Below are 25,209 nucleotides of genomic sequence, written 5' to 3' on the forward strand. Positions count from 1 at the left end.
GTTTAATGGGTAATGTTGATCAATTTGCGGCGGTAGGCTGTCAATAATTTGGATTTAGAAATAAAGCCAACGTATACATTATTTCTAACCACAGGTAGGTTCCAAGCGTTACTGTCCTGAAACTTCTTCATAATATCGGTCATCTTGTCCTTTTCAATATCGATGATTTCAGGAGGGTTTTGCATGACTTCCTCAGCTTTTATTTCATTGTAAAGGCTTTGGTCAAACATTACCTGTCTAATATCGTCCAGTAAGATAATCCCTTTAAGGGTTTGGTCTTTACTTCGCACAACTGGGAAGATGTTTCTGCTAGATTTTACCACCGCTTTGTGGACAATGTCTCCTAGGTTCATTTCTGGATTCACAGGAATGAAATTGGTTTCAATTACTTTATTGATGTCCATGAGTGTTAACACCGCATGGTCCTTATCATGCGTAATAAGTTCTCCCTTTCTGCCAAGCTCCATACTATAAACGGAATGTGGGTAGAAATATTTGGTGATGGCGAAAGAAATAGTAGCCGTAAGCATCAAGGGAATGAAAAGTTCATAACCTCCTGTTAATTCGGCAATCAAGAAAATGGCTGTTAATGGAGCATGTAGTACTCCTGCCATTAATCCGGCCATTCCCACAAGTGTAAAATTACTTTCGGAAACGGGATTGTTGATTAGGATGGTGTGGTTTAGGACTTTCGCAATACAATTTCCCATGATGCTTCCCATAAAAAGGGTAGGGGCGAAAATACCACCAACACCTCCAGCGCCAAAAGTGATGGAACTGGCAATAATTTTGAAAAAAACCAATCCGGCCAAAAGCCCAATTACAATCCAAACATTGCTTAGGTCCAAATGGAGGAAGTTATTTACCAAGGCTTTTTCTGGTTTTCCAGCAATGAGGTTGTTCATCACATCGAACCCTTCCCCGTAAAGAGGTGGGATGAAATAAATAAGAACCCCAATGGCGGCACCTCCAACCAAAAGTCTTTTAACTGGCGAGTCTATCTTTTTGAAAAGTTTTTGAATACGTTCATATGCTTCTGTGAAATAAATGGAGGTAAACGCAGCAAAAACACCTAAAATGGCATAAAAGGGGACGTCGGAAGCTTTGAAATGATCTTCAATTCTAAAGGGCAACAAAATATCACTTCCAAAGAAAAAGTAAGAGGTCATGATCGCCGAAAGGGATGCCAATAATAATGGAAGCATGGACGCGATGGTCAAGTCCAGACTAAATACTTCAATGGCAAATACGATAGCGGCAATGGGCGCTTTGAAAATGGACGATAAGGCTCCTGCAGCAGCACAACCAATCAACAGGTTTTTGGTTTTTTGGTTCATGTGGAACATGCGTGCAATGTTGGAACTTATCGCCGCTCCGGTAGCCACAGTTGGTCCCTCTAGTCCTACCGATCCTCCAAAACCAACCGTAATAGGTGCGGTTAATATGGACCCAAACATTTGGTATTGTTTCATGATCCCTTTGCGTTTTGCGATGGCAAATAGGGTTGATGGTATACCATGGCTTACTTTGTTTCTGATTACATATTTAATAATCAGATATACCAAGGTAAACCCGATGATGGGAAACAAAAAGTAAAACGCATGGTGGATGGATTGCACCAAACGCCCTTCCAGTAAATGTTGAATAAAGTGCGTCAAGTTTTTCAGCACTACTGCTCCAACTCCGGAGGTGAAACCAACCAATATACTAAGGAAATAAACAAATTGCTTATGGGAGATGTGCTTGGCTCTCCAGATCAACAAGCTTTTGTACAACGATTTTGCAGGCATAACCTAAAACTACTAAAAAATCCTGCAATTTGCAGGATTTAATTTTTTATGAATTTAGATTTAGTTTTAAGCTTAACTCATCTAGTTGGGCATTGTCTACTGGTGCAGGGGCATCAATCATGACATCTCTTCCGGAATTATTTTTAGGGAATGCTATAAAATCTCTAATGGTTTCCTGTCCACCCAAAATAGCAACCAATCGGTCAAGACCAAAGGCCAAACCACCGTGTGGAGGGGCACCATATTCAAAGGCATTCATCAAGAATCCAAACTGTGCTTTAGCTTCTTCAGGAGTAAACCCTAAATAGTCAAACATTAAGGATTGTGTTTTTTTATCGTGAATTCTAATAGAACCTCCACCAATTTCATTTCCATTCAATACCAAGTCGTAAGCATTTGCTTTTACTTCGCCAGGATTGGTTTCCAATAATTCCAATTGGCCTGGTTTAGGAGAGGTGAACGGGTGGTGCATCGCGTGGTAACGCTCTGTTTCTTCATCCCATTCCAAAAGCGGGAAGTCCATTACCCAAAGTGGTGCGAACTCATCTGGTTTGCGTAAGCCTAGTTGTTCAGCCAATTCCATTCTTAAGGCACTTAGCTGTGTTCTTACTTTATGGGTGTTTCCAGAAAGAATACAAATTAAATCACCTGGTTTTGCTCCCGTAACTTCAGCCCATTTGGCAAGGTCTTCCTGATCGTAAAATTTATCTACTGAAGATTTGAAAGAACCATCTTCATTGTAACGACAGTACACCATTCCTAGGGCGCCAATTTGAGGACGCTTTACCCAATCGATAAGTTTATCGATTTCTTTTCTGGTGAAGGCATTTCCACCTGGCACAGCAATACCTACTACCAATTCAGCAGCATTGAATACTTGGAAATCTTTATGTTGGGTTACTTCGTTAAGTTCTCCAAACTGCATTCCAAAACGGATGTCTGGTTTATCGTTTCCATACAAACGCATGGCATCATCATAAAGCATTCTTGGGAACTGGTCAATTTCAACGCCATTGACTTCTTTCAATAAGTGTCTTGTAAGGCCTTCAAAGGTGTTAAGGATGTCTTCTTGCTCAACAAAGGCCATCTCGCAGTCTATCTGTGTAAACTCCGGTTGTCTGTCGGCACGTAAATCTTCATCCCTAAAGCATTTTACAATTTGGAAATACTTATCCATACCACCTACCATAAGCAATTGCTTAAAGGTTTGTGGCGATTGTGGAAGGGCATAGAATTGTCCAGGATTCATTCTACTTGGTACAACGAAATCGCGGGCACCTTCCGGCGTAGATTTTATTAAATAAGGTGTTTCAACTTCAATAAACCCTTGTTGTGAAAGGTAATTTCGAACCTCTTGGGTTACTTTATGACGGAAAATCAAACTGTTTTTAACCGGATTACGTCTGATATCAAGGTAACGATATTTCATACGCAACTCTTCTCCACCGTCTGTTTCATCTTCAATGGTGAAAGGTGGTAGTTTGGCACCGTTCAACAGGGTAAGTTCCGAAACCAAAATTTCAATATCACCAGTAGCCATGTTTGGGTTTTTGGAAGCGCGTTCTATAACGGTTCCTTTTACCTGAATCACAAACTCACGCCCTAACTTTTGGGCTTGTTCCATAATGGCCTTTGGCGTGCGCTCTTCATCAAAAATAAGTTGGGTAATCCCGTAACGATCACGTAAATCTACCCATACCATAAAACCTTTGTCTCTCACTTTTTGTACCCAACCAGCAAGAGTAACTTCACTATTGATGTGTGATGCATTCAATTCACCACAATTATGACTTCTGTACATACCTTAAATTTTGAAGTGCAAATTTAATGAAGATAACTGATTAAAAAATAAAAAAGCCCTAACATTTGTCAGGGCCTTCTCCGCTATTAATCAATGCTCGGGTGAGCTTCAACTTTCTCTTGTAACGAAAACGATTCTTCGATTTCGGGTTCTGCAGGTGAGATTTTACTTCTAATCCACATTTTGAACTTCACCGATAGGAAAAACAGTACCGGAACCACAATCAAGGTCAAGAACGTGGCAACGAAAAGTCCGAAGATTACGGTCCATGCCAATGGTCCCCAGAAGCGCACGTTATCTCCCCCTATATAAATGTGTGGGTTGAATTCACTAAACAGGCTAAAGAAGTCAATGTTTAGTCCTATTGCTAATGGAATCAATCCTAAAATGGTGGTAATTGCCGTAAGCAATACAGGGCGTAAACGCGCTTTACCCGCTCTCACGATACTTTCAAATAGATCCTCAACAGAAAGGTATTCGTCATCATCCAATCCTCTATCAATTTTCTTTCTATCAATTAAAAGTTGGGCATAATCCAGAAGTACCACCCCGTTGTTTACTACAATACCAGCAAGGGAGATGATTCCTACCATGGTCATCATAATTACGAAAGCCCATCCAGTAATTACAAGTCCACCAAATACCCCAATGAAACTTAGGAATATGGCCAACATGATGATGGCCGGTTTGGAGATGGAATTGAACTGGAAAATTAAGATGAAGAAAATCAATCCTAATCCCGTAAAGAAGGCGCCCACCAAAAACTTCATTTGTTTTTGCTGTTCTTCAATTTGTCCTGTATAATCAATTTTGATGTTTTCAGGCAAGCCTTCATAGGTTTTCATTTCATTTTGAATTTGCGCTACAATAGCGCCAGCATCCGTAAATCCAGGGGACAATGCCGAGTGAACTGTTACCACACGTCTGGTATCTTTGTGTTTTATGGCACTAAATCCAGAGTTGTTTTCATGTTTGGTAACCGCTGATACAGGAATGCTCTTGATTTTTCCAGTATTATCCCTAAAAGTGATATTCTGGTTAAAAAGGGCACTGGTATTGTATCTGTTTTCTTCATTGAAACGCACATAGATGTCGTAATCGTCGCCACCTTCTTTGTAAATTCCGGCTTTGGTACCAAAGATGGAGTTACGCAATTGTTGTCCTACTTGGGCAGCGCTTACGCCAAGTTCTCCCGCTTTTTCCCTGTCGATTACCACCTTCATGGAAGGCTTGTTTTTGTTTACGTCTATTTTAAGTTCGTCAATACCTTGGATATTTTTTGAGTTGATAAACTCTCTCATATTTTCGGCAGTAGCGATCAGTTCGTCATAGTCGTCACCTTCAATTTCAATGTTGATAGGAGAACCTGCTGGTGGTCCGTTGGAATCTTTTTCTACGGAAATCAAAACTCCAGGGTAGATGCCTACCAGTGCTTCCTGAACTTTTTGGCGCAATAGCTCACTATCTTCCCCTCTTCGGAATTTAAACTCCCTCATGGAAGCGGTAATTTTTGCTTTGTGAGGCATTTCGGCCGAAGAACCCCCGTCGGTTTGAGGATTTCCGGCGCCTTCACCTACTTGAGATACGGCACTTTCTACCATGAAATTATAGTCGCCGTCTTTATATTGAGTATTGTCTAGTACTTGATAGACGCGCTTTTCAATCTCTTTAGTAATGGCATTGGTTTTTTCAATGGCAGTACCTTGTGGATATTCTATGTAGACAATAATCTGGTTTGGTTTGTTGTCTGGGAAAAATTCGACTTTGGTACGTTGTTCCTTCAATGATATTCCGAAGGCTATAAACGAAGCTATCAATGCAGAAAAAGTAGCAATGGTTATCAATACAGGTTTCTTGCCAGAGAGTGCCCAACGCAATTGTCCTTCATACCAGCGTTCCAATTTTACCAACGTTTTTGTTTGGAAACTGTTGGCCCACTTTCTTAGGAATAATCGGTACACCCAAAGCATGATGGCTGTAAATACCATAAGGGTTCCTAAAGATTTGTATGAACCTCCAAAAATAAAGACCAAAATACCTATTACGGCCATTATTGCCGTGAGTTTTATGATCTTGTTCAGCGGCATATCTTTGTCTTCTGTCGTCATAAATTGTGATACCAGAACAGAATTGAAGAAGATGGCTACAAATAATGAAGAACCTAATACAATGGATAGGGTCTGTGGTAAAATCATCATGAATTCTCCCATTAAACCTGGCCATAATCCTAATGGAATAAATGCAGCTACGGTGGTGGCAGTAGAAATGATAATAGGAAAGGCAATTTCTCCAATTCCTTTTTTGGCGGCTTCCAAACGGCTCATACCTTCTTCATCCATCAGTCGGTATACGTTTTCAACCACCACAATACCGTTGTCTACCAACATCCCTAGCCCCATGATGAGACCAAACAGTACCATGGTGTTTAATGAAATTCCGAAGAAATTCAGGATCATCAAGGACATGAACATAGACATCGGGATGGCAAACCCTACGAAAATGGCATTCTTAAATCCGAGGAAGAACATCAATACCATTACTACCAAGATCACCCCAAAAATGATGTTGTTCACCAAGTCGTCTACTTTTCCAATGGTTACGGAAGATTGATCGTTGGCGATGGTAACTTGTAAATCTTGAGGAAACACATCTTCGATGGCGTGGTCTACGATGACATTAATTTGATTGGCAGCGTCCACCATGTTCTTTCCTGCACGTTTTTTAACATCCAGCATGACTACAGGTTGTCCAAATTCGCGAGCATAAGTAGTCCTGTCTTCTTCCTTAAAACTTACAGTGGCTACATCTTTAAGGTAGATGGCATTTCCATTTTCAGATTTTACAACGAAATTTTTCAAGTCGTTTGGAGATTCAATTTCTCCCAACACACGGATGGTTCGGCGCTGTCCACTGGCTTTTAAATTTCCTGCAGAAATGGTAACGTTTCCATTATTGATGGCATTGATTATGTCGCTGAAAGTAACATCGGCGGCCATCATTTTATAGATGTCCACGGCAACTTCTACTTCCTTTTCTTGAGCTCCACGGATGTCTACTTTTTTAATCTCCAATAAATCTTCAATTTCCTCTTGAAGGTATTCGCCGTATTCCTTTAGCTTTTCAATTGGGTAATCTCCCGAAATGTTAATGTTCAGGATGGGCATTTCTTCTGAAAGGCTCAATTCGAACACATCTGGTTCTACTTTGGCACCGTTAAAGGTTGGCCAATCTTCACTAGAGGTTTCCTGATCGATTTCGTCTTTTACCTTTTGTTTGGCTTCTTCAACAGTGATGTTTTCATCAAACTCAACAATCACCATCCCGTAATCTTCTTGTGAAGTAGAGGTGAGCTCTACCAAATTGCTTACCGTTTTAAGCCTGTCCTCGAGGGGATCGATGATGAGTTTTTCGATATCTTCAGCAGTGTTCCCAGGGAATACAGAACTTACATATATTTTGGTTTCATTAACCTCGGGGAAGCTTTCTCGAGGCATGTCGAAAAAAGCGCCAACTCCAAGGTAGAAAATCACCACAATAAGGACGTACATTGTGGTTTTGTTGTCGATGGCCCAAGAAGACCAACGGAATTCTTTGTCCACTATTTTTTTGTTCTTTTCTGTCATTGTCGTTGGATTAGTAAGTGATTACTTTAACAGTTTGTCCGTCTTTAACGCTACGGGCACCTTCTTCGATAATTTCAGCACCGTTTTCAATACCTTCCAAGACTTCAATGACGTCTCCTTGGGTTCTTCCGGTTTTGATGATCACTCGGTTGGCCTGTCCTTCACCATTACCATTTTTGTTATTGATGACGTAGATGTACTGCTCCCCATTGGCATTTTCAGAAATGATACTTTGCGGGATCAATAGGGCTTTCTCATTGGTGTAATCGTTGATTTTTAATCGCGCTGTCAAGTTAGGTTTGATAGATTCATCTTTGTTTGGAATGTCAACTTGAACCTTAAACGTTCTGTTGGCAGGGTTGATGTAATCTCCTGCTTGGCGAATCTCTGTATTGATTGTTTTGTTCAATAACGGGAATTCAACAATTACTTCTTTGCCTTTGGAAACATCGGTGATGTAGCGTTCTGGGACATCTGTTTCTATGTACATGTCCTTAAGGTTTACCAAACGTATCAATTGCGATTGTCCTGCTGCTACCACACTTCCTTTTTCAGTGATGATGTCGTCAATAGTTCCACTAAAAGGAGCGGTTACTCTTGTTTTAGCAATTTGTTGTTGCAATTGGTTGATGGCTTTAGTCTGTGCTTCGTATGAAGATTTTGCTTGTAAGTACTGTAATTCACTACCAATGTTGGCATCCCAAAGACGTTTTTGACGGTCAAAAGTGGTTTTGGCCAATTCGGCTTGAATTTCCAATTGTGCCAGTTGTTGGCTCAATCCACCATCATCAATTTTAGCTAAAATTTGACCTTTGGTTACTTGTTGTCCTTCCTTAACGTAGATGTCAGTTAAGATTCCGTTGAATTCTGGAGTGATGACCAATAGGTTTTTGGTAGTTACATTACCCTGTATGTCCAACATGTGTTTGAACTCTTGTTCTTTTGCCGTAAATGAGGTAATCAGTGGCATGTGTTTTACAGTATCCAATTTTGCAATAGCTTCATCCAATTGTTTTAGTTTGCCAGCAATGACCTGTTGTTCGGCAACAACCTCGGCTCTTTTGGTTCTAATTAATTCTAAGTTGTTGGAGCTTAAAACATTTTCTACGGAGTTCTTTTTCTTCTCGCCTCCGCAAGAAACCAAAAGAAATGCTAGTGTTATGATGGAAAATATGTTTTTCATGATTTGAATGTTCTGTGTTTTGTGATTGACTAGTTTATAAGGACTGTGTTAAGTGCTGTTTCCAATTCTGCTTTTGTGTTGATAACCTGCATCATGGCTTGAAGGTATTCTTCTTGTGCCGTGTAAAGTTGCGTTTGTGCCTGTCTCAACTCAAAGCTCGATCCAACTCCCTCAAAGAATTTGGTTTCGTTTTTGGTTTCGATACGTTCTGCAAGGTTGAGGTTTTTCTTTTTGTTTTCGTATTCTTCCATTGCCAATTGATAGTCGCTTTTTGCAGAGGCAATTTGAAGTTTCAATTGTTGTTCTATTTCTATAAGGTCTGTTTGTGCTTTTTCGTAGTTAATACGGGCTCTTTGTGTAGAAGCCATTCGCATGCCCGAACTGAAAATAGGCACTTTTAAACTTAGCCCAAACAGAGATGTGCCATACCATTCCTGTTCTCCTTTTAAGAAGCCAAATTCATTATTGAATCCTAAATAACCACCATTAACAAAAGCGTTAAGCGTAGGAAGGAATTTGCTCTTTTCCAATTTCAATAATAGTTCTTTTGAAACCATATCGTTTCTGGCAATTCTATAGTCGATGGTGTTTGCTATATTTTCATCGGCTCGTAAAATGCCCAAGTCCATATTTTCTTCTGTAAGAATGGCTAAATCGTCTGTTAAGGTCGTATTGGAATTTAAGTCGATCCCCAAGGTGATATTGAACATTTGATAGGCCAAGATTTTTAAACGTTTGGTGTTGTTTAATTGACTTTCAATGCCGGAAAGGGTGATTTGCAATTGCTCTACACTTTCTTCCTCTTCCAAACCATTTTCAAAGATTTTGGTGGTTTCTTCCAAATTCTTTTGAAGAACCGCTAAATTTTTGTTCAAAATATCCAAAGCTTCTTCTGAAAATAGCACATTGACATAGGCGTTAATAACTGCTTGTCTTACTTCAAGATCTGTCTTAACTTTTGCGTTTTGGGAAATCTCCAGATACACTTTGGCAGATTGCAGTCCAACCAGATAGGAACCATCAAAAATCTTTTGGTTTAAGGTTGCAGTGGCAGTCATAGAGTGTTTGGTTCCAAAAGTTACAGGGATAAAGGTGCCTGGCTCACCGCCAGCAAGTTCTCCTGGTAAAAGGGATACTTGTTGTTTTATCCAATTTTGGTAATCTACTGTGGCGTCAATTTGTGGTAATCCGCTAGCTGTGGTTTCCCATTTTTGTTTTTCGGCAGCTTCAATATCTCGCGTGGCATTTATGGAGGAGCGGTTATGCTCCAAAGCATAGTCTATAGCTTCCTGTAGGCTGAAGACATGAGTCTCTTCCTGGCCAAAAAAGGTCAAGGAGCACAGCAGGCTAAAAGTTAAGATCAGTTTGTGTTTCATTATGATGGATTTGTGTTTGTGTACTTTTTTAATATTTCCAAGCCCTTTTCGGTACAGATGCCTCTAAGGTGATATTCCAAATAATGGTTCATCAACTCGTGCATGGAGAAATGGTTCAACGGGAACAGTTCTTTGTCCTTTAGGGCCATCATACAGTTGAAATAAATTTTCGTGACAAACTGTATGTTAATAGTGTCTCGGTATAGTCCTTGCTCAACCCCTGCGGTTAAATTGCAGGCCACGCAATCTTCCATAACGCAAAATTGATTGTTCTTCAGGGATTCGAAAATCTTTGGGTAATACTTCTGCAACTGATATTGAGGGGAAGATTTTTCGTCCTTAAGATGTTGCATACTGAACCTTTTAATTTCGAAAATTTCCTCAATAGGGTTGAGTTTTTGTGCTCGTATCTCATTAATACCATTAGAAATGAGATTGAACATATAAAGGGTCGTAGCCTCTACCAATACGTTTTTGTTTTCAAAGTATTGATAGATGGTTTTTTTGGACATGCCAAGTGCGTTGGCAATTTCGTCCATTGTAACACTCTTAAAACCATAGGTTAGAAAGAGTTCGGAGGCGGTTTTTAAAATATCATCTTTCATAAGAAGCGGCAAATATACTATGGAAACTTTAAAAACAAAAAAAGTTTCCTAGGTTTTAACATAATGATAATAATAAAAGGAAACATTTGTGTCTATTGAGTCAATTGCCTTATTTTTGTCCGATGCAAAACGTGGAATACTACCAAGATACTTTTAGCAAGTATTTACAGACTTTTACGGTTCAAAGAGAGCCTGTTTCTTTATACAATCCTATTAATTACATTCTCAATTTGGGCGGCAAGCGATTGCGACCTGTGCTTACATTGATGACGGCAGAAATGTTTGGTTGTGAAGTGGAGAAGGCCTTGCATGCGGCTTTGAGTATTGAGGTGTTTCATAATTTTTCTTTGGTGCACGATGATATTATGGACGATGCACCGCTAAGAAGAGGTAATGAGACCGTCCATGAAAAATGGGATTTGAATACCGGTATTTTGTCTGGAGATGCCATGTTGATTTTGGCTTATCAGTTGTTTGAAAACTATGAGCCACATGTGTTTCAAGCCCTAGCAAAATTGTTCAGTAAAACGGCTTTGGAAGTTTGTGAAGGACAGCAATACGACATGGATTTTGAGTTAATGGATAATGTGTCCATTCCTGACTATCTAAAAATGATTGAGTATAAAACGGCTGTTTTGGTTGGTGCTGCAATGCAGATGGGAGCGATTGTTGCTGAGGTTTCTTTGGAAGATCAGACGGGTGTTTATGAGTTTGGGAAAAATCTTGGGATTGCCTTCCAATTACAGGATGATTATTTGGATGCTTTTGGGGATCCTAAAAGTTTTGGAAAACAAGTAGGCGGGGATATTATCGAGAACAAAAAGACCTATTTATATCTTAAGGCTTTGGAGTTTTCTTCAGAAAGTGATTGTTTGCAACTACAGCATTTATATGGTATCCAGCCTACGGATGCTTCTGAAAAAATTAAAACTGTTAAACAGTTTTTTGAATCTACGGGTGCTGCCCAGGCCACTAAGGAGGCCATAAAACATTATACCAATTTGGCGTTTGCTGTGTTGGAGGAATTGAATATTCCTGGAGATCGAAAAGATGTGTTGCGAGTATTTGGAGAACAGTTAATGGATAGGGAGGTATAATGCAATTACCATCAACATACGATGATTTGATTGCTCAAGCTAATGAGCAAGACCTTTACAAAAAGTTGATAAGGCAGTTAAATAAGGACTTTTTGTACGCCAATATCGATTTGGATTTTGATGAGCAGGTGTTGCCGTCTAGTTTAAAGTTGCTTTTGCAGGAAACGGTCTATAAACTGATCCATGAAAAATTCGCCGACTATTTAAACCTTCTTTATATTATAGATGTTTCCGAGGAGAAAATAAACCAACTTGATGGTAGTGATACCTTAAAGCTTTCGGAAGATGTCACCTTTTTGATTTTGAAGCGCGAATGGCAAAAGGTGTGGTTCAGAAACAAATATTCTTAAAAATAAACCCTCACAAACGGTGCCCAAGGGTCGGCATAAATACTTTTTTCCCTATCGTATAATACGTCATATCTAATCCCAATGGTGACATTGTGCGTGCTGTAACCGGCTCCCAAATAAAGGGCGGGATACCAATAGTTGTCATCTTTGTAAATTAAACGGCTGTCGTAGTTTCGGCTAATGTTCATTTCTTCAAATTCTGCCGAAAGTTGTATTTGTTCAATAGGCCTAAAAAGTCCAATTAGGCTACCTCCCACAATGGTGGATTTATAAAAATCTTTTTGAGTGTTGTAGGAAAAGTTGAGTCCTACACCAAGAGCAAATTGCCAATTAAATTCATAAATGGCACTAGGGGCCAAGGTGCCGCTAAAGAAACCATCTCCAAATCCAAGACCTATGCCGCCACCAAATCTTACATGGCGCCAAAACTCACTTTTCTGTTTAGGAGGGGTTTGCTGAGAGAATCCTGGGACTGAAAAAAGACAAAGGAAAAGTATGGACAATAGAATTTTCTTCAATGAAATTGAGGTTAAATCCGTCATATTTTAAATTGATGAGGTTATGTGTTATAAATATAATAAAAGCATATCTAATTTTTATAAAAATTGTATTTTTGGACAAATTTTGCAAAAGCGAAAAAGCAGTTAGTACACATAATGGATAAATATTCCTTTTTAAACGCAGCACATACAGCATACTTTGCTGACTTATACGATCAATATTTACAAAACCCAGATTCAGTTGAGCCAAGTTGGAGAGCCTTTTTTCAAGGTTATGATTTTGGTAGTGAAAGCTACGGAATGGAGGGTGAAATCGTTGAAGGGGTTTCGGCCCAAATTCCAGAACATTTACAAAAAGAGTTTCAGGTAGTAAGTCTTATTGATGGCTACCGCTCTCGTGGGCACTTGTTCACCAAGACCAATCCTGTACGCGAGCGCCGTCAGTATGAGCCTACCTTGGCAATTGAGAACTTTGGCCTATCCAAAACCGATTTGAATACCGTTTTCAATGCAGGAGAGATTCTTGGAATTGGGGCACAACCATTACACGAAATCATAAGGCACTTAGAAGCCATTTATTGCGATGCTATTGGTGTTGAGTATATGTATATAAGAAATCCAGAGCGTAAGCAATGGATTCAGGAGCGATTGAACATTAATGACAATCACCCGAAATTTTCTGTAGAACAGAAGAAGCACATTCTTAAAAAATTGAATGAGGCCGTTTCTTTTGAGAACTTTTTGCATACTAAATATGTAGGGCAAAAACGTTTTTCATTGGAAGGAGGAGAATCTTTAATCCCAGCTTTGGATGCCGTTATCGAACGTGCCGCTGAGTATGGTGTTAAAGAATTTGTGATGGGGATGGCCCACCGTGGACGTTTGAGTACCTTGACCAATATTTTTGGGAAATCTGCAAAGGATATCTTCAGTGAGTTTGATGGGAAGGATTATGAAGAAGAAATTTTTGATGGGGACGTTAAGTACCACTTAGGTTGGACTAGTGACCGTGTAACGGATACAGGAAAGAAAATCAATTTAAATATAGCGCCTAACCCTTCGCACTTGGAAACTGTTGGAGCCGTTGTTGAAGGAATTACCCGTGCAAAACAAGACGATAAGTATGCTGATGAACCATCATTGGTATTGCCAATCGTGGTGCATGGAGATGCTGCTATTGCAGGTCAAGGTTTGGTGTATGAAGTAGTGCAAATGGCGCAGTTGGATGGTTACGGTACTAGCGGAACCATTCATATTGTAGTGAACAACCAAATTGGTTTCACCACAAATTACTTGGATGCGCGTTCCAGTACTTACTGTACAGATGTTGGTAAAGTAACTTTATCTCCAGTGTTGCATGTTAACGCCGATGATGCCGAAGCTGTGGTGCACGCAATGTTGTTTGCATTGGATTTTAGAATGCAGTTTAAGCGCGATGTGTTTATCGATTTGTTGGGGTATAGAAAATATGGACACAACGAAGGTGATGAACCTAAGTTTACGCAGCCTTTACTATATAAAGCCATTGCAAAACATAAAAATCCAAGAGATATTTATGCTGAAAAATTAATTGGTGAGGGGATTATTACTCAAGATTATGTAACCGAATTAGAGGAGCAGTATAAAGCATCTTTGGAAGAGAAACTTGAAGACTCAAGAAAAGAAGATAAAACGGTAATCACCCCGTTCATGCAAAATGAATGGGAAGACTATGTTTCGGTTAAGGAAGACGAAATGATGAAGAAGGTGGATACTACCTATTCTAGAGAAGGTCTTGAAAAAATAACCAATGTCATTTCTTCTTTGCCAAAAGATAAAAAGTTCATTCGCAAGATTGAGCGTCTAGTGGAGTCTCGTAAAACAATGTTTGAAGAAGACAAGTTAGATTGGGCTATGGCTGAACACTTGGCTTACGGAACTTTGTTGGAGGAAGGGTACGATGTGCGTATTTCAGGACAGGATGTGGAGCGTGGAACTTTCTCTCACCGTCATGCAGTTGTGAAAGTGGAAGACAGTGAAGAAGAAATCGTATTGTTGAATACGATAAGTGATAAGCAAGGTCGTTTCTTTGTGTTCAACTCATTGCTTTCTGAGTATGGTGTAGTGGGATTTGATTATGGTTATGCTATGGCGAGCCCAAAAACCTTAACTATTTGGGAAGCACAATTTGGGGATTTCAGTAACGGAGCCCAAATTATGATCGATCAATACATTTCTGCAGCAGAAGATAAGTGGAAATTACAAAACGGTTTGGTAATGTTATTGCCTCACGGATATGAAGGTCAAGGAGCAGAGCACTCTTCAGCACGTATGGAGCGTTATCTTCAGTTATGTGCTAAGGACAACATGTTTGTGGCCGACTGTACAACACCAGCCAACATGTTCCACTTGTTAAGAAAGCAAATGAAGGCTAATTACAGAAAGCCTTTAATCGTGTTTACTCCAAAGAGTTTATTGCGTCATCCAAAATGTGTTTCATCGGTAGAAGAGTTTGCTAATGGAAGTTTCCAAATGTTGATTGACGATGCCGATGTAGCAGTTGAAAACGTAAAAACATTGGTGTTTGTAACAGGTAAGTTCTACTACGACCTATTGGAAGAGCGTGAGAACTTAAATAGAAATGACGTTGCACTAGTGAGAATAGAGCAGTTGTTCCCATTGCCAGATAAGGAAATTAGAGAAGTATTGGCTAAATATGAAGGTGTAGAGGACGTTGTTTGGGCGCAGGAAGAGCCTAGAAATATGGGAGCTTACAGCCACATGCTAATGCATCTTGATGAAGCTAGAACTTTCAGGGCTGCAACACGTAGACCTTATGGGGCACCGGCAGCGGGAAGTAGCGTTCGTTCCAAAAAACGTCACCAAGAAGTCATTAACTTCGTATTTGATAAAACAAAAAATAACCAGAGATAATAAAATCCAACGATAAAATTATAACACAATGATTTTAGAAATGAAAGTCCCTTCACCAGGGGAATCCATCACGGAAGTAGAAATTGCAGAATGGTTAGTTGCAGATGGAGATTATGTTGAAAAAGACCAAGCCATCGCTGAGGTTGATAGTGATAAAGCAACCTTGGAACTTCCTGCTGAAGCCAGTGGAATTATAACGCTAAAGGCGGAAGAAGGTGATGCTGTTGCTGTAGGTGAAGTGGTTTGTTTAATAGATACCAGTGCGGCAAAGCCGGAAGGTGACTCACCAGCAAAAGAAGCTGTAAAGGAAGAAGCGCCGAAGCAAGAGGCTCCAAAACCAGTTGCAGCTCCTGAAACCAAAACCTATGCAACGGGTTCTGCAAGTCCAGCGGCTAAGAAAATCTTGGCAGAAAAAGGAATGGAAGCCTCTGAAGTTGCCGGTACGGGAAAAGATGGTCGCGTAACTAAAGAAGATGCTGTGAATGCTAAACCTTCTATGGGAACACCAACAGGAGGAAGTAGAGGGGAGACTCGTTCTAAATTGTCTATGTTGCGTCGTAAGGTAGCAGAGCGTTTAGTGTCTGCTAAAAACGAAACCGCGATGTTGACCACTTTTAACGAGGTGAACATGACGCCAATTTTTGAATTGCGTAACCAATATAAAGAGGAGTTCAAAGCTAAGCACGGTGTTGGTTTAGGTTTCATGAGTTTCTTTACTTTGGCAACCGTAAGAGCTTTAAAAGAGTTTCCTGCAGTAAATTCGATGATTGATGGTAAGGAAATGATCACTTACGACTTCTGTGATATCAGTATCGCTGTATCTGGACCAAAAGGATTGATGGTTCCTGTAATTCGGAATGCGGAAAACCTAACCTTTAGAGGTGTGGAAGCGGAAGTAAAGCGTTTGGCTTTACGTGCTCGTGACGGACAAATTACCGTAGATGAAATGACAGGTGGTACCTTTACAATTTCTAATGGAGGTGTATTTGGTAGTATGTTGTCAACTCCTATTATTAACCCTCCACAGAGTGGAATTTTAGGAATGCACAATATTATTGAGCGTCCTATTGCTGTAGATGGTAAGGTTGAAATCCATCCAATGATGTATTTGGCATTGTCTTATGATCACAGAATTATTGACGGAAGGGAGTCTGTAGGGTTCTTAGTAGCTATTAAGGAGGCCCTTGAAAACCCAACAGAATTGTTAATGAACAATGATGTTAAAAAGGCTTTAGAGCTTTAAAAACATTCCTGATAATATTTAAAAAGGCGCCATTTTCAATGGCGCCTTTTTTTCTTGATAAATAACTAACTAATAACTAAAAAAAATTAACAAGAATATTTACTATTATTATTAAAATGGCACAGCTAACTAAGCTAATGACCACAATTTTATGTTGGTGTTCATAAGAATTTTTCATTGGGACAATGTTTAAATCATTAGACGTTAGGCTTTTGAAATAAAAGCTCCGAGTCAACAATAAACCCAGAGCTTTTATAATTCTCCCTAAGAACTAATTAATAGCAATGTAAATTTCGCCATTATCTAGATGCCAAACAATACGTAGTTCTACGTATTTTTTAAACTAAAAAAGCGCAAAATTTACATTTGCGCTTTTCTGGGTTGGTTTGGTTTTTGGTTGATTTGATTATTTTTTGATTGATGAACCTTAGGTTAAGTTCAATGAAAACATACAAAGATGTTCATAGAAATAATCAAGACAGAGCTCAAAATTAGGGCAATGATTAACGCAAGGTTAACAAAGGTGAATTTTGATTTCATTTTTACAGGTGTTTATTCCTAAAAGGAAATTATTAGGAATAAAACCTTGAACTCAATCAAGGTTTTACGACTTCCTAAATAAATTGATTAATAGCTCCGTAAAAGTCTTTAATATTCATGTGTTAAACAATACGTAGTACTACGTATTTTTAAGGAAAGCGTTGTTGGAGGCGATACAAAATGCAAGGGTATTTAATTGCGAAACCTAAATGCCAATACCTCAATTTGGGTGCTTTATAAAGTGTTGTTTCAGTGGGTTTTAAGGCAATTTGAGATAGAGGTACTTTTTTTCGTAATCAATAATTGCTTTTCCTTTTTTTAGAATATCCGCACCAATGATACCGTCTACTGGTTTTGAATTGTGACTGGTCAAGGCGGTGTTGACATGGGTGAGGTTGAATAGAATGATTGGCACTTTATCTTTTTTCCATTTGCCTATTTTCATTTTATTCTTTTTGGAAATCTGCGTGAGCATGTCTACTGCACCTGCTCCAGCCGCTTTGATTTCAGAATCCTTTACTTTTAAATTGAAGCGTTCAACTGTGTCAAAGCCTACACAGGTACTGGAAGCGCCGGTATCCAAAATAAACAATCCTTTAACACCATTAATAGTGGCTTTTATTTCAAAATGGTTGGTATGCGTTAAGTGTAATTTAATTTTGGTGTATCCCTTTTCCAGTAAAAAATCCTGTAATCTTTCCATTAGTATCTCTTTGGTGCAAAGATAATGATGTAAAACATATATTTTTGCAGCATGATAATTACAGATACCCATACCCATTTATATAGTGAGGCTTTTGATGAAGACAGGGCAGAAATGATGACTAGAGCACTAGAAACTGGTGTATCGAGATTCTTTATTCCCGCCATTGATTCTTCGTATACAGAGGCCATGTTGGATCTTGAAGCTAAGTTTCCTGATTATGTTCATTTAATGGCAGGATTGCATCCAACTTCGGTCAAGGAGAATTACAAAGAGGAGTTGGCCCATGTGGAAGAGCTTCTAGCTAAACGTTCCTTTTGCGCTATTGGGGAAATTGGGATCGATTTGTACTGGGATACCTCCACGCTTGAAATTCAAAAGGAAGCGTTTCGTCATCAAATTCATTTGGCCAAAAAGTACCAACTGCCAATTGTTATTCATTGCAGGGATGCTTTTGATGAGATTTTTGAAGTGTTGGAAACGGAAAGGGGAGAAGGTCTTTTTGGGATATTCCATTGCTTTACCGGAAATTTGGAGCAAGCACAAAGGGCTATTGGTTTTAATATGAAATTGGGAATTGGTGGTGTAGTCACTTTTAAGAATGGAGGATTGGATAAATTTATTTCCGAAATAGATTTGAAACATATTGTTTTGGAAACAGATTCACCATATTTGGCTCCGAAACCTTTCCGGGGTAAACGTAATGAAAGTGCCTATATAATTGAAGTGGTAGAAAAACTATCGGAACTTTATGGTGTTTCTCAGGAAGAAATAGCAAACATCACCACGCAAAATTCAAAAGACATTTTTAGTATATAATATGGAACAAGGCCACCCAAATATTCTTTTGATTTATACAGGAGGAACCATAGGGATGATCAAGGATCCCAATACCGGTGCATTAAAAGCTTTCGACTTCAATAATCTACTGAAACAGATTCCCGAATTAAAACTGTTGGATTGTGACATTAATACGGTCTCTTTTAAAGAACCCATCGACTCTTCCAATATGAGTCCCGAATATTGGGTGCAGTTGGCAGAGATTATTGAAGACCATTATCACGAGTTTGACGGATTTGTGGTGCTACATGGTAGTGATACCATGAGTTATACTGCTTCGGCCTTGAGCTTTATGTTGGAAAATTTGGCGAAGCCTGTTATTTTAACTGGTTCACAATTGCCAATTGGGGATTTAAGAACCGACGCCAAGGAGAATTTGATCACTTCTATTCAAATGGCTTCCTTGCAACATAGAGACCGTCCTGTCATAAGGGAAGTAGGGTTGTATTTTGAATACAAGTTATATAGAGGTAACCGCACCACAAAAATAAATGCAGAACATTTTGAGGCATTTGAATCTTTGAATTATCCACATTTGGCGGAATCTGGAGTGCACCTTAAAATCAATCACGATTATTTGTTTAAACCAAACGCTAGAAAGAAACTGGTTGTGCACAAATCTTTCGACACAAATGTGGCATTGATTAAGTTGTTCCCGGGAATTTCGAAGGCTACTTTGGAGTGTATGAGTCATAACCCCAATATCAAGGGGGTGATTTTGGAAACTTATGGAGCAGGAAATGCAACAACAGCGCCATGGTTTGTGGATTTTATAAAACAATTGGTGAAAAACGGTGTTCATGTGGTGAATGTGACGCAATGTTCTGGAGGAAGTGTCGCTATGGGGCAGTACGAAACAAGTTCTCATCTTCAGAATATTGGAGTGATTTCAGGTAAGGATATTACTACCGAGGCAGCTATTGTCAAATTAATGTATTTGCTAGGTGAAAAAGTTGCCGTGAAGACATTCAAAACCATATTTGAAACCGCACTGCGTGGAGAATTGTCTTAAAATTAACTCGTAAAATTTTCAGCTTTCAAAAGTTTTTTGGTTATTTGCTAAACTTTATTAAAAAGCAATAAACAGAGAGGTGGCCGAGTGGTCGAAGGCGCACGCCTGGAAAGTGTGTATACGCCAAAAGCGTATCGAGGGTTCGAATCCCTTCCTCTCTGCTCTTATTTTATTTTTAATTACAAATTTTTTATATCTTTAACACTTTAACTAATAAAATTAAGATTAAGAACAATGAAAAGACTATTTTCTATCCTAGCCATAGCAGGAACCATGGCTTTCGGAACTGTTAATGCTAATGCATACACTACTACTAGCGCAGCTACTGCAACTGTTGCCACTGTAACACAAGAGGACGAATCTGCTGCTCCTGCTGAAGAGACTCTTGGATTCCACCAAGAGCTTAAGAAGCGTTTTATTGAAGGTGGTCCTGGATTTATGGGGATTGTATTGCTTTGTTTGATCTTAGGATTGGCTATTGCAATCGAAAGAATTATCTTTTTGAACTTATCTACTACTAATACTAAGAAATTAACCAAGAATGTAGAGGATGCTTTACAATCTGGAGGTATTGAAGCTGCTAAGGAAGTTTGTAGAAACACTAAAGGGCCTGTTGCCTCTATCTTCTACCAAGGTTTGGATAGACATGATGAAGGTATCGATGCTGCTGAAAAAGCTGTTGTAGCTTACGGTGGTGTTCAAATGGGACAATTAGAAAAGAACGTTTCTTGGATTTCATTATTTATCGCTTTGGCACCGATGTTAGGGTTCATGGGAACTGTAATCGGGATGATTCAAGCATTCGATAAAATTGAAGCAGCTGGTGATATGCAACCATCATTGGTAGCGGGAGGTATTAAAGTAGCACTTTTAACAACGGTATTTGGACTTATCGTGGCTATCATCCTTCAAATTTTCTACAACTACATTATTGCTAAAATTGATAGCATCGTTAACGATATGGAAGATGCATCTATTACTTTAATGGATATGTTGATCAGATACAAAAAATAATCCGCAATAATTTTTATTAACTATGGGTTTACACAAAATTTTAAGAATACTAGTAGCTATCTTAAGTGTTTTAGGTGTTATTTTTCTGGGCCGTATTATAGGTGAAGGAGATGATGCTATTAAGGCAGCTGCTTTGGAAGGAGATACAGCAATTGTTGACCCTATCGCATATATTGCTTACGTTGTTTTAGGGATTATCTTAGCGTTTGTAGTGTTCTTCGTATTGAAAAACTTAGTAACACACACTGCTTCCCTTAAAGGAACTTTGATAGGAGTTGGACTTTTTGCTGCTATACTGATTGTAGCTTACGCCGTTTCTGGAGGAGACACTACAGTATATAAATACAACAACCAAGTGGCTACAGAAACTGAGTCGCACATGGCGGGCGCTGGATTAATTGCGTTCTACATTCTAATTATCGCTGCAGCAGCATCTATGTTGTTGGCAGGTGTTAAAAAAATGATTAAGTAATTATGGCAAAAAGAGCAGCACCCGAAGTAAATGCAGGATCGATGGCTGATATTGCGTTCTTACTTCTTATTTTCTTCTTGGTAACAACAACTATTGAAACCGATACAGGTTTGAGTAGAAAGTTACCGCCAATAGATGATAGTCAAGTTGAGCCACCAGTAATTAAGCAAAAAAACATTTTTACGGTGTTAATCAATAAAAATGATCAATTGTTGGTAGAGGACGAATTGATGGAGTTGAAGGATTTAAGAAAGGCAGCTGTTGAATTTTTAGATAATGGTGGTGGAGCAGGCGAAGATGCTTGTGGCTACTGTAAAGGAAAGAAAGATCCTAAATCTTCTGATAACCCTGATAAGGCAATTATCTCCCTTAAAAATGAGAGAGAAACATCATACGCAATGTATATTTCTGTACAAAACGAATTGGTGGCTGCCTATAACGAATTGAGAAATCGTCGTGCTCAGGAATTGTTTGGAAGACCATTCCACGAAATGGAACTTGCTTACGATGACTCCCGTTCACCGGAATTTAAAAGTGAGAAGTTAAAGGAAAAGATCGAGAAGATAAAACTTGAGTATCCTCAAAAATTATCTGAAGTTCAATAGTAATTTAGAAAACACAATTTTATGTCTAAATTTAAAAAGAAAAAATCAGGCGATTTACCGGCGATCTCAACAGCATCTCTACCCGATATTGTATTTATGCTTTTGTTCTTCTTTATGGTTGCTACCGTAATGCGTGATACTACATTAAAAGTGAAAAATGATCTGCCATTTGCAGACCAAGTTGAGAAACTTGACAAAAAAGACTTGATTATGTATATCTATGCAGGTAAACCATCTGATAGATTTCAAAGCACGTTTGGTAAAGAAGCCCGCATCCAGTTAAACGATAAGTTTGCGGATGTAAGCGATATCCAAGCTTTTATTGAAGCTGAACGCGCTTCTAAGCGTGAAGAGTTAGTGCCTTATTTAACTACTGCATTGAAAGTTGATAAGGACGTAAACATGGGAATTGTTGGTGATATCAAGACAGAACTTAGAAAGGTGAATGCCTTGAAGATTAACTACACAACCAGAAATGGTGATATTTCCCAAAATAAAGATTAAATAATTTTATTTGTTAAAAATATGGAGAACATCCTGGTGCTAGCATCAGGATGTTTTTTTATATCCTCATCTTAAGCCCCAAAAGTTTATTCTTCTATATTTGTTACAATGAAACACTTACTAACTGCTTTTTTTATAGTTTGCTTTTCTGGTTTGGGATTTTCTCAAGTCCTTCCCGATTCTGTTGTGGTTGATACCAAGTACAGGGAAGATCAGTTTTATGCTGGGGTAACCTATAATTGGTTGGTCAAGGAGCCTTCTGGTTTGTCACAAACAGGCTTTTCTTATGGATTACATTTGGGCTTTGTTCGCGATATGCCTATCAATAAAAGACGTAACGTAGCTTTTGGTTTGGGACTTGGATTTGCATTTAATAATTACCGTCAAAATATGGCTATAATTAATGAACCAAATCGTGGTTTTAATTATAGCATTATTGATGATAGCGAAAATCCATATTCAAAAAATAAATTTTCTACTTATGTCATCGAAGTCCCTTTTGAAATTCGTTGGCGTACATCAACACCCCAATCTTATAGTTTTTGGCGTATTTATGCTGGATTTAAGCTGGGGTACGTGTTTTACGACACTTCTAGATACGAAGGAAGCCTAGGGACGTTTAAATACAAAAACAATGATGATTTTAATGCTTTCCAGTATGGAGTTACTTTAAGTGCGGGCTATGACGATTTCAACCTTCATCTTTATTATGGCTTAAATTCTATTTTTGGGGATGTTCGGGTGGACAATGAGGCCTTAGACATGACTACATTGAAAATAGGATTAATGTTCTATTTTCTATAGCCAATAATTGAGCATTATCAACTGCGGTAAAAAGCCTATAAAAAATCCAATTACCAATTCAATAGGTGTGTGGGCTTTCATATGAAGCCTGGATGAAGCTATAGCACCTAAAACGATGCACATAAAGGCAATACTTCCATTAATATTTATCTGAAAATGGATGCCAATGGCAACGGCAAACATAAAGAACCCGGCTGCAGCAATCATATGGATACTAGCTTTGATGTCCATAAGGGCCAAAATCAGGCAAGTTAGGGTTGAGCATAGAATGCCGATAAAGAAAAAGTAAAGCTCTGGGATTTCGTTTTGGGGTAATACCCTAGTGAAAATTAAAATGACAATAGCACACTGCAATACCAACGGAAGCACCCTTTCCTTGGTAGTTTCTAAATGAAACGAATCTATTTTCTTAAGTGTTTTTAATAGATAAAATAATAGAATAGGAAGCACAATGGTTAGTATGGTAACGGAAAACAACTTTGCTTTTACAATTGGTTCAGGGATGTACCTTGGCGTTCTGGAAAAGTAAAAAAGTACCCCTAAAAGAGGCATTAGAACTGGGTGAAATATAAATGAAATGGCTCTTAGCATGCAAGGAAGCAGTCTTTGGGTTTGGAATTTCAATTATGGTTACAAGATAGCATTCCTTATTGATTTATATGAACTCTTGGCAATTGAAATTAATCCAATTAGTTTGATTTTAGGAAAGAGGGAATGTAAACCTTTAGAACTAGATTTTTTTTCGTAACCTTGCCACAGGAAAATCCAATTGTTCTCTGTACTTCGCGACGGTTCTTCGGGCGATAGGATAGCCTTTTTCCTTTAGAATAGATGCCAATTTTTCGTCAGTAAGTGGTTTGCGTTTGTCTTCTTCCTCTATAACCGTTTCTAGGATTTTTTTTATTTCCTTGGTTGAAACTTCCTCTCCTTGGTCATTGGTCATGGATTCTGAAAAGAATTCTTTGATGAGTTTGGTTCCGTAAGGGGTATCGACATATTTACTATTGGCTACACGTGAAACGGTTGAGACATCCATACCAATATTATCGGCAATGTCTTTAAGAATCATCGGTTTCAACTTACGCTCATCCCCTGTAAGGAAGTATTCTTCCTGATAATCCATAATGGCACTCATGGTTACAAAAAGGGTTTGCTGACGTTGTTTTATGGCTTCGATAAACCATTTGGCAGCATCCAGTTTCTGCTTAATGAATAGCACGGCATCCTTTTGTTGTTTGGACTTGTCCTTACTTTCTTTATAGCCCTTCATCATGTTGCTGTATTCTCTGGAAACATGTAATTCAGGGGCGTTTCTTCCATTAAGAGTCAATTCCAATTCGCCATCCACAATTCTAATAGCAAAATCTGGCACCACATGTTCCACCATTTTGTTGCCCCCAGAGTAAGAGCCTCCCGGTTTTGGATTGAGGTGTTCTATTTCCTCTATAGCATCCCTAAGCTGTATCTCGGTAACATCGAATTTTTGAAGCAGCTTTTTGTAGTGCTTTTTGGTGAATTGCTCAAAAGCATTATCTATAATATCAATGGCCAATTCTACGTCTGGAGTTTTTTCTTTGTGATGAAGTTGAATGCTCAAACATTCCTGTAAATTTCTGGCGCCAACACCTGCAGGATCCAATAAATGGACCGTATGAAGCACTTTTTCTACGGTTTCTACCTCTGTAAAGATATTTTGAGTAAAGGCTAGGTCATCTACAATATCGTTTAAAGAACGTCGTATATAACCACTTTCGTCAATGCTTCCAACCAAGAATTCGGCAATGTCCATTTCTTCATCCGATAGCCTGAAGGTATTGAGCTGGTTGGTCAAATGTTGTGTAAACGATGTCCCAGCCGCATAGGGCACACTTTTTTCTTCGTCGTCACTACTGTAGTTGTTGCTTTGTGTACGGTAGTCAGGGATCTCATCATCGCTCAGGTAGTCGTCTACATTAATGTCTTCCGCATTGATGGTTTCATTATCATTGATCTCATCGCCAGAATTGTCAAATTCCTCAAAGGTATCCTCGTAATCTTCGTGTTTTTCCTTTCCGCTTTCCAAGGCAGGATTTTCTTCCAGTTCTTGCTTCAAACGCTGCTCAAATGCCTGTGTAGGCAATTGGATCAATTTCATCAATTGAATTTGTTGCGGCGATAGTTTTTGCGATAATTTAAACTGTAAATACTGCTTGAGCATAAGGTAAATTTGCTTTCGGATAAAGGTAAAAAAAACA

General features: G+C 38.8%; 21 protein-coding genes and 1 tRNA gene. 12 read left to right on the top strand and 10 right to left on the bottom strand.

Annotated features, from left to right (window positions below):
* Window positions 1–2: 2 nt before the first annotated feature.
* The 6 genes from AC6I5C_RS04000 to AC6I5C_RS04025 all read right to left on the bottom strand — a co-directional run bounded on the left by AC6I5C_RS04000 (window position 3) and on the right by AC6I5C_RS04025 (window position 10,378).
* Entirely contained in the window at window positions 3–1,790 is a 1,788-nt protein-coding gene (locus tag AC6I5C_RS04000) for a chloride channel protein (protein ID WP_053976273.1), read from the bottom strand.
* A 46-nt stretch (window positions 1,791–1,836) separates the two neighbouring features.
* Window positions 1,837–3,591, bottom strand: a complete 1,755-nt coding sequence (aspS, locus tag AC6I5C_RS04005; protein WP_497904044.1) for an aspartate--tRNA ligase — start codon at window positions 3,589–3,591, stop codon at window positions 1,837–1,839.
* A gap of 86 nt (window positions 3,592–3,677) precedes the next feature.
* Window positions 3,678–7,214 (bottom strand): efflux RND transporter permease subunit, encoded by a 3,537-nt coding sequence (locus AC6I5C_RS04010; protein WP_497904045.1) that lies wholly within the window; start codon window positions 7,212–7,214, stop codon window positions 3,678–3,680.
* A gap of 10 nt (window positions 7,215–7,224) precedes the next feature.
* Entirely contained in the window at window positions 7,225–8,397 is a 1,173-nt protein-coding gene (locus AC6I5C_RS04015; protein ID WP_053976270.1) for an efflux RND transporter periplasmic adaptor subunit, read from the bottom strand.
* Window positions 8,398–8,426: 29 nt separating this feature from the next.
* A complete protein-coding gene (locus AC6I5C_RS04020) occupies window positions 8,427–9,773 on the bottom strand; it encodes a TolC family protein (RefSeq protein ID WP_497904046.1) in 1,347 nt (448 codons plus the stop codon).
* A complete protein-coding gene (locus tag AC6I5C_RS04025; RefSeq protein ID WP_053976268.1) occupies window positions 9,773–10,378 on the bottom strand; it encodes a TetR/AcrR family transcriptional regulator in 606 nt (201 codons plus the stop codon). Before AC6I5C_RS04025 ends, AC6I5C_RS04020 begins: the two co-directional genes overlap by 1 nt.
* A gap of 122 nt (window positions 10,379–10,500) precedes the next feature.
* On the opposite strand from AC6I5C_RS04025, the gene AC6I5C_RS04030 reads away from it, so the two are divergent.
* Together AC6I5C_RS04030 and AC6I5C_RS04035 are read left to right on the top strand one after the other, a co-directional pair.
* On the top strand, window positions 10,501–11,475 hold the full coding sequence (locus AC6I5C_RS04030; protein WP_497904047.1) for a polyprenyl synthetase family protein: 975 nt from the start codon (window positions 10,501–10,503) through the stop codon (window positions 11,473–11,475).
* Window positions 11,475–11,825 carry a hypothetical protein gene (locus AC6I5C_RS04035; protein WP_497904048.1) on the top strand — a complete coding sequence of 117 codons (351 nt, stop codon included), beginning with the start codon at window positions 11,475–11,477 and terminating at the stop codon, window positions 11,823–11,825. Before AC6I5C_RS04030 ends, AC6I5C_RS04035 begins: the two co-directional genes overlap by 1 nt.
* Here the strand turns inward: AC6I5C_RS04035 and AC6I5C_RS04040 are convergent.
* Complete coding sequence (locus tag AC6I5C_RS04040; RefSeq protein WP_497904049.1) at window positions 11,822–12,367, bottom strand: alpha-ketoglutarate decarboxylase; 546 nt, start codon at window positions 12,365–12,367, stop codon at window positions 11,822–11,824. The genes AC6I5C_RS04035 and AC6I5C_RS04040 overlap by 4 nt on opposite strands.
* 114 nt (window positions 12,368–12,481) lie before the next feature.
* On the opposite strand from AC6I5C_RS04040, the gene AC6I5C_RS04045 reads away from it, so the two are divergent.
* A complete protein-coding gene (locus AC6I5C_RS04045; RefSeq protein WP_497904050.1) occupies window positions 12,482–15,238 on the top strand; it encodes a 2-oxoglutarate dehydrogenase E1 component in 2,757 nt (918 codons plus the stop codon).
* A gap of 28 nt (window positions 15,239–15,266) precedes the next feature.
* Window positions 15,267–16,481: a 2-oxoglutarate dehydrogenase complex dihydrolipoyllysine-residue succinyltransferase gene (gene odhB / locus AC6I5C_RS04050; RefSeq protein ID WP_497904051.1), complete on the top strand. Its 1,215-nt coding sequence runs from the start codon at window positions 15,267–15,269 to the stop codon at window positions 16,479–16,481.
* A 799-nt stretch (window positions 16,482–17,280) separates the two neighbouring features.
* On the opposite strand, the gene AC6I5C_RS04055 is transcribed toward odhB, so the two are convergent.
* The gene (locus AC6I5C_RS04055; protein WP_053976261.1) at window positions 17,281–17,724 is read right to left on the bottom strand and encodes a retropepsin-like aspartic protease; all 444 of its coding nucleotides are present in this window, start codon (window positions 17,722–17,724) and stop codon (window positions 17,281–17,283) included.
* A 51-nt stretch (window positions 17,725–17,775) separates the two neighbouring features.
* On the opposite strand from AC6I5C_RS04055, the gene AC6I5C_RS04060 reads away from it, so the two are divergent.
* The 8 genes from AC6I5C_RS04060 (at window position 17,776) to AC6I5C_RS04095 (ending at window position 22,975) form a co-directional block, all read left to right on the top strand.
* On the top strand, window positions 17,776–18,543 hold the full coding sequence (locus tag AC6I5C_RS04060) for a TatD family hydrolase (protein ID WP_497904052.1): 768 nt from the start codon (window positions 17,776–17,778) through the stop codon (window positions 18,541–18,543).
* A 1-nt stretch (window position 18,544) separates the two neighbouring features.
* Window positions 18,545–19,576 carry an asparaginase gene (locus AC6I5C_RS04065; protein ID WP_497904053.1) on the top strand — a complete coding sequence of 344 codons (1,032 nt, stop codon included), beginning with the start codon at window positions 18,545–18,547 and terminating at the stop codon, window positions 19,574–19,576.
* A gap of 73 nt (window positions 19,577–19,649) precedes the next feature.
* Window positions 19,650–19,737: transfer RNA gene (locus AC6I5C_RS04070), tRNA-Ser, on the top strand.
* Between the two features lie 73 nt (window positions 19,738–19,810).
* A complete protein-coding gene (locus AC6I5C_RS04075; protein WP_053976258.1) occupies window positions 19,811–20,590 on the top strand; it encodes a MotA/TolQ/ExbB proton channel family protein in 780 nt (259 codons plus the stop codon).
* Window positions 20,591–20,612: 22 nt separating this feature from the next.
* Window positions 20,613–21,062, top strand: a complete 450-nt coding sequence (locus AC6I5C_RS04080; protein WP_053976257.1) for a hypothetical protein — start codon at window positions 20,613–20,615, stop codon at window positions 21,060–21,062.
* Between the two features lie 2 nt (window positions 21,063–21,064).
* Entirely contained in the window at window positions 21,065–21,667 is a 603-nt protein-coding gene (locus tag AC6I5C_RS04085) for an ExbD/TolR family protein (RefSeq protein WP_053976256.1), read from the top strand.
* A 21-nt stretch (window positions 21,668–21,688) separates the two neighbouring features.
* Window positions 21,689–22,171 (top strand): ExbD/TolR family protein, encoded by a 483-nt coding sequence (locus tag AC6I5C_RS04090; RefSeq protein ID WP_053976255.1) that lies wholly within the window; start codon window positions 21,689–21,691, stop codon window positions 22,169–22,171.
* Between the two features lie 108 nt (window positions 22,172–22,279).
* Window positions 22,280–22,975 carry a porin family protein gene (locus AC6I5C_RS04095; protein ID WP_497904054.1) on the top strand — a complete coding sequence of 232 codons (696 nt, stop codon included), beginning with the start codon at window positions 22,280–22,282 and terminating at the stop codon, window positions 22,973–22,975.
* Here the strand turns inward: AC6I5C_RS04095 and AC6I5C_RS04100 are convergent.
* The gene (locus tag AC6I5C_RS04100; RefSeq protein ID WP_497904055.1) at window positions 22,970–23,566 is read right to left on the bottom strand and encodes a hypothetical protein; all 597 of its coding nucleotides are present in this window, start codon (window positions 23,564–23,566) and stop codon (window positions 22,970–22,972) included. The genes AC6I5C_RS04095 and AC6I5C_RS04100 overlap by 6 nt on opposite strands.
* A gap of 139 nt (window positions 23,567–23,705) precedes the next feature.
* The gene (gene rpoN / locus AC6I5C_RS04105; RefSeq protein WP_497904056.1) at window positions 23,706–25,172 is read right to left on the bottom strand and encodes an RNA polymerase factor sigma-54; all 1,467 of its coding nucleotides are present in this window, start codon (window positions 25,170–25,172) and stop codon (window positions 23,706–23,708) included.
* Between the last annotated feature and the right edge of the window lie 37 nt (window positions 25,173–25,209).

Source organism: Mangrovimonas sp. sgz306409, assembly GCF_059735265.1.

Bases quoted from the DNA above. Each gene is read 5' to 3' on its own strand.
- AC6I5C_RS04000 (WP_053976273.1), bottom strand. From the start codon at position 1,790: ATGCCTGCAAAATCGTTGTACAAAAGCTTGTTGATCTGGAGAGCCAAG.
- aspS (WP_497904044.1), bottom strand. From the start codon at position 3,591: ATGTACAGAAGTCATAATTGTGGTGAATTGAATGCATCACACATCAAT.
- AC6I5C_RS04010 (WP_497904045.1), bottom strand. From the start codon at position 7,214: ATGACAGAAAAGAACAAAAAAATAGTGGACAAAGAATTCCGTTGGTCT.
- AC6I5C_RS04015 (WP_053976270.1), bottom strand. From the start codon at position 8,397: ATGAAAAACATATTTTCCATCATAACACTAGCATTTCTTTTGGTTTCT.
- AC6I5C_RS04020 (WP_497904046.1), bottom strand. From the start codon at position 9,773: ATGAAACACAAACTGATCTTAACTTTTAGCCTGCTGTGCTCCTTGACC.
- AC6I5C_RS04025 (WP_053976268.1), bottom strand. From the start codon at position 10,378: ATGAAAGATGATATTTTAAAAACCGCCTCCGAACTCTTTCTAACCTAT.
- AC6I5C_RS04030 (WP_497904047.1), top strand. From the start codon at position 10,501: ATGCAAAACGTGGAATACTACCAAGATACTTTTAGCAAGTATTTACAG.
- AC6I5C_RS04035 (WP_497904048.1), top strand. From the start codon at position 11,475: ATGCAATTACCATCAACATACGATGATTTGATTGCTCAAGCTAATGAG.
- AC6I5C_RS04040 (WP_497904049.1), bottom strand. From the start codon at position 12,367: ATGACGGATTTAACCTCAATTTCATTGAAGAAAATTCTATTGTCCATA.
- AC6I5C_RS04045 (WP_497904050.1), top strand. From the start codon at position 12,482: ATGGATAAATATTCCTTTTTAAACGCAGCACATACAGCATACTTTGCT.
- odhB (WP_497904051.1), top strand. From the start codon at position 15,267: ATGATTTTAGAAATGAAAGTCCCTTCACCAGGGGAATCCATCACGGAA.
- AC6I5C_RS04055 (WP_053976261.1), bottom strand. From the start codon at position 17,724: ATGGAAAGATTACAGGATTTTTTACTGGAAAAGGGATACACCAAAATT.
- AC6I5C_RS04060 (WP_497904052.1), top strand. From the start codon at position 17,776: ATGATAATTACAGATACCCATACCCATTTATATAGTGAGGCTTTTGAT.
- AC6I5C_RS04065 (WP_497904053.1), top strand. From the start codon at position 18,545: ATGGAACAAGGCCACCCAAATATTCTTTTGATTTATACAGGAGGAACC.
- AC6I5C_RS04075 (WP_053976258.1), top strand. From the start codon at position 19,811: ATGAAAAGACTATTTTCTATCCTAGCCATAGCAGGAACCATGGCTTTC.
- AC6I5C_RS04080 (WP_053976257.1), top strand. From the start codon at position 20,613: ATGGGTTTACACAAAATTTTAAGAATACTAGTAGCTATCTTAAGTGTT.
- AC6I5C_RS04085 (WP_053976256.1), top strand. From the start codon at position 21,065: ATGGCAAAAAGAGCAGCACCCGAAGTAAATGCAGGATCGATGGCTGAT.
- AC6I5C_RS04090 (WP_053976255.1), top strand. From the start codon at position 21,689: ATGTCTAAATTTAAAAAGAAAAAATCAGGCGATTTACCGGCGATCTCA.
- AC6I5C_RS04095 (WP_497904054.1), top strand. From the start codon at position 22,280: ATGAAACACTTACTAACTGCTTTTTTTATAGTTTGCTTTTCTGGTTTG.
- AC6I5C_RS04100 (WP_497904055.1), bottom strand. From the start codon at position 23,566: ATGCTAAGAGCCATTTCATTTATATTTCACCCAGTTCTAATGCCTCTT.
- rpoN (WP_497904056.1), bottom strand. From the start codon at position 25,172: ATGCTCAAGCAGTATTTACAGTTTAAATTATCGCAAAAACTATCGCCG.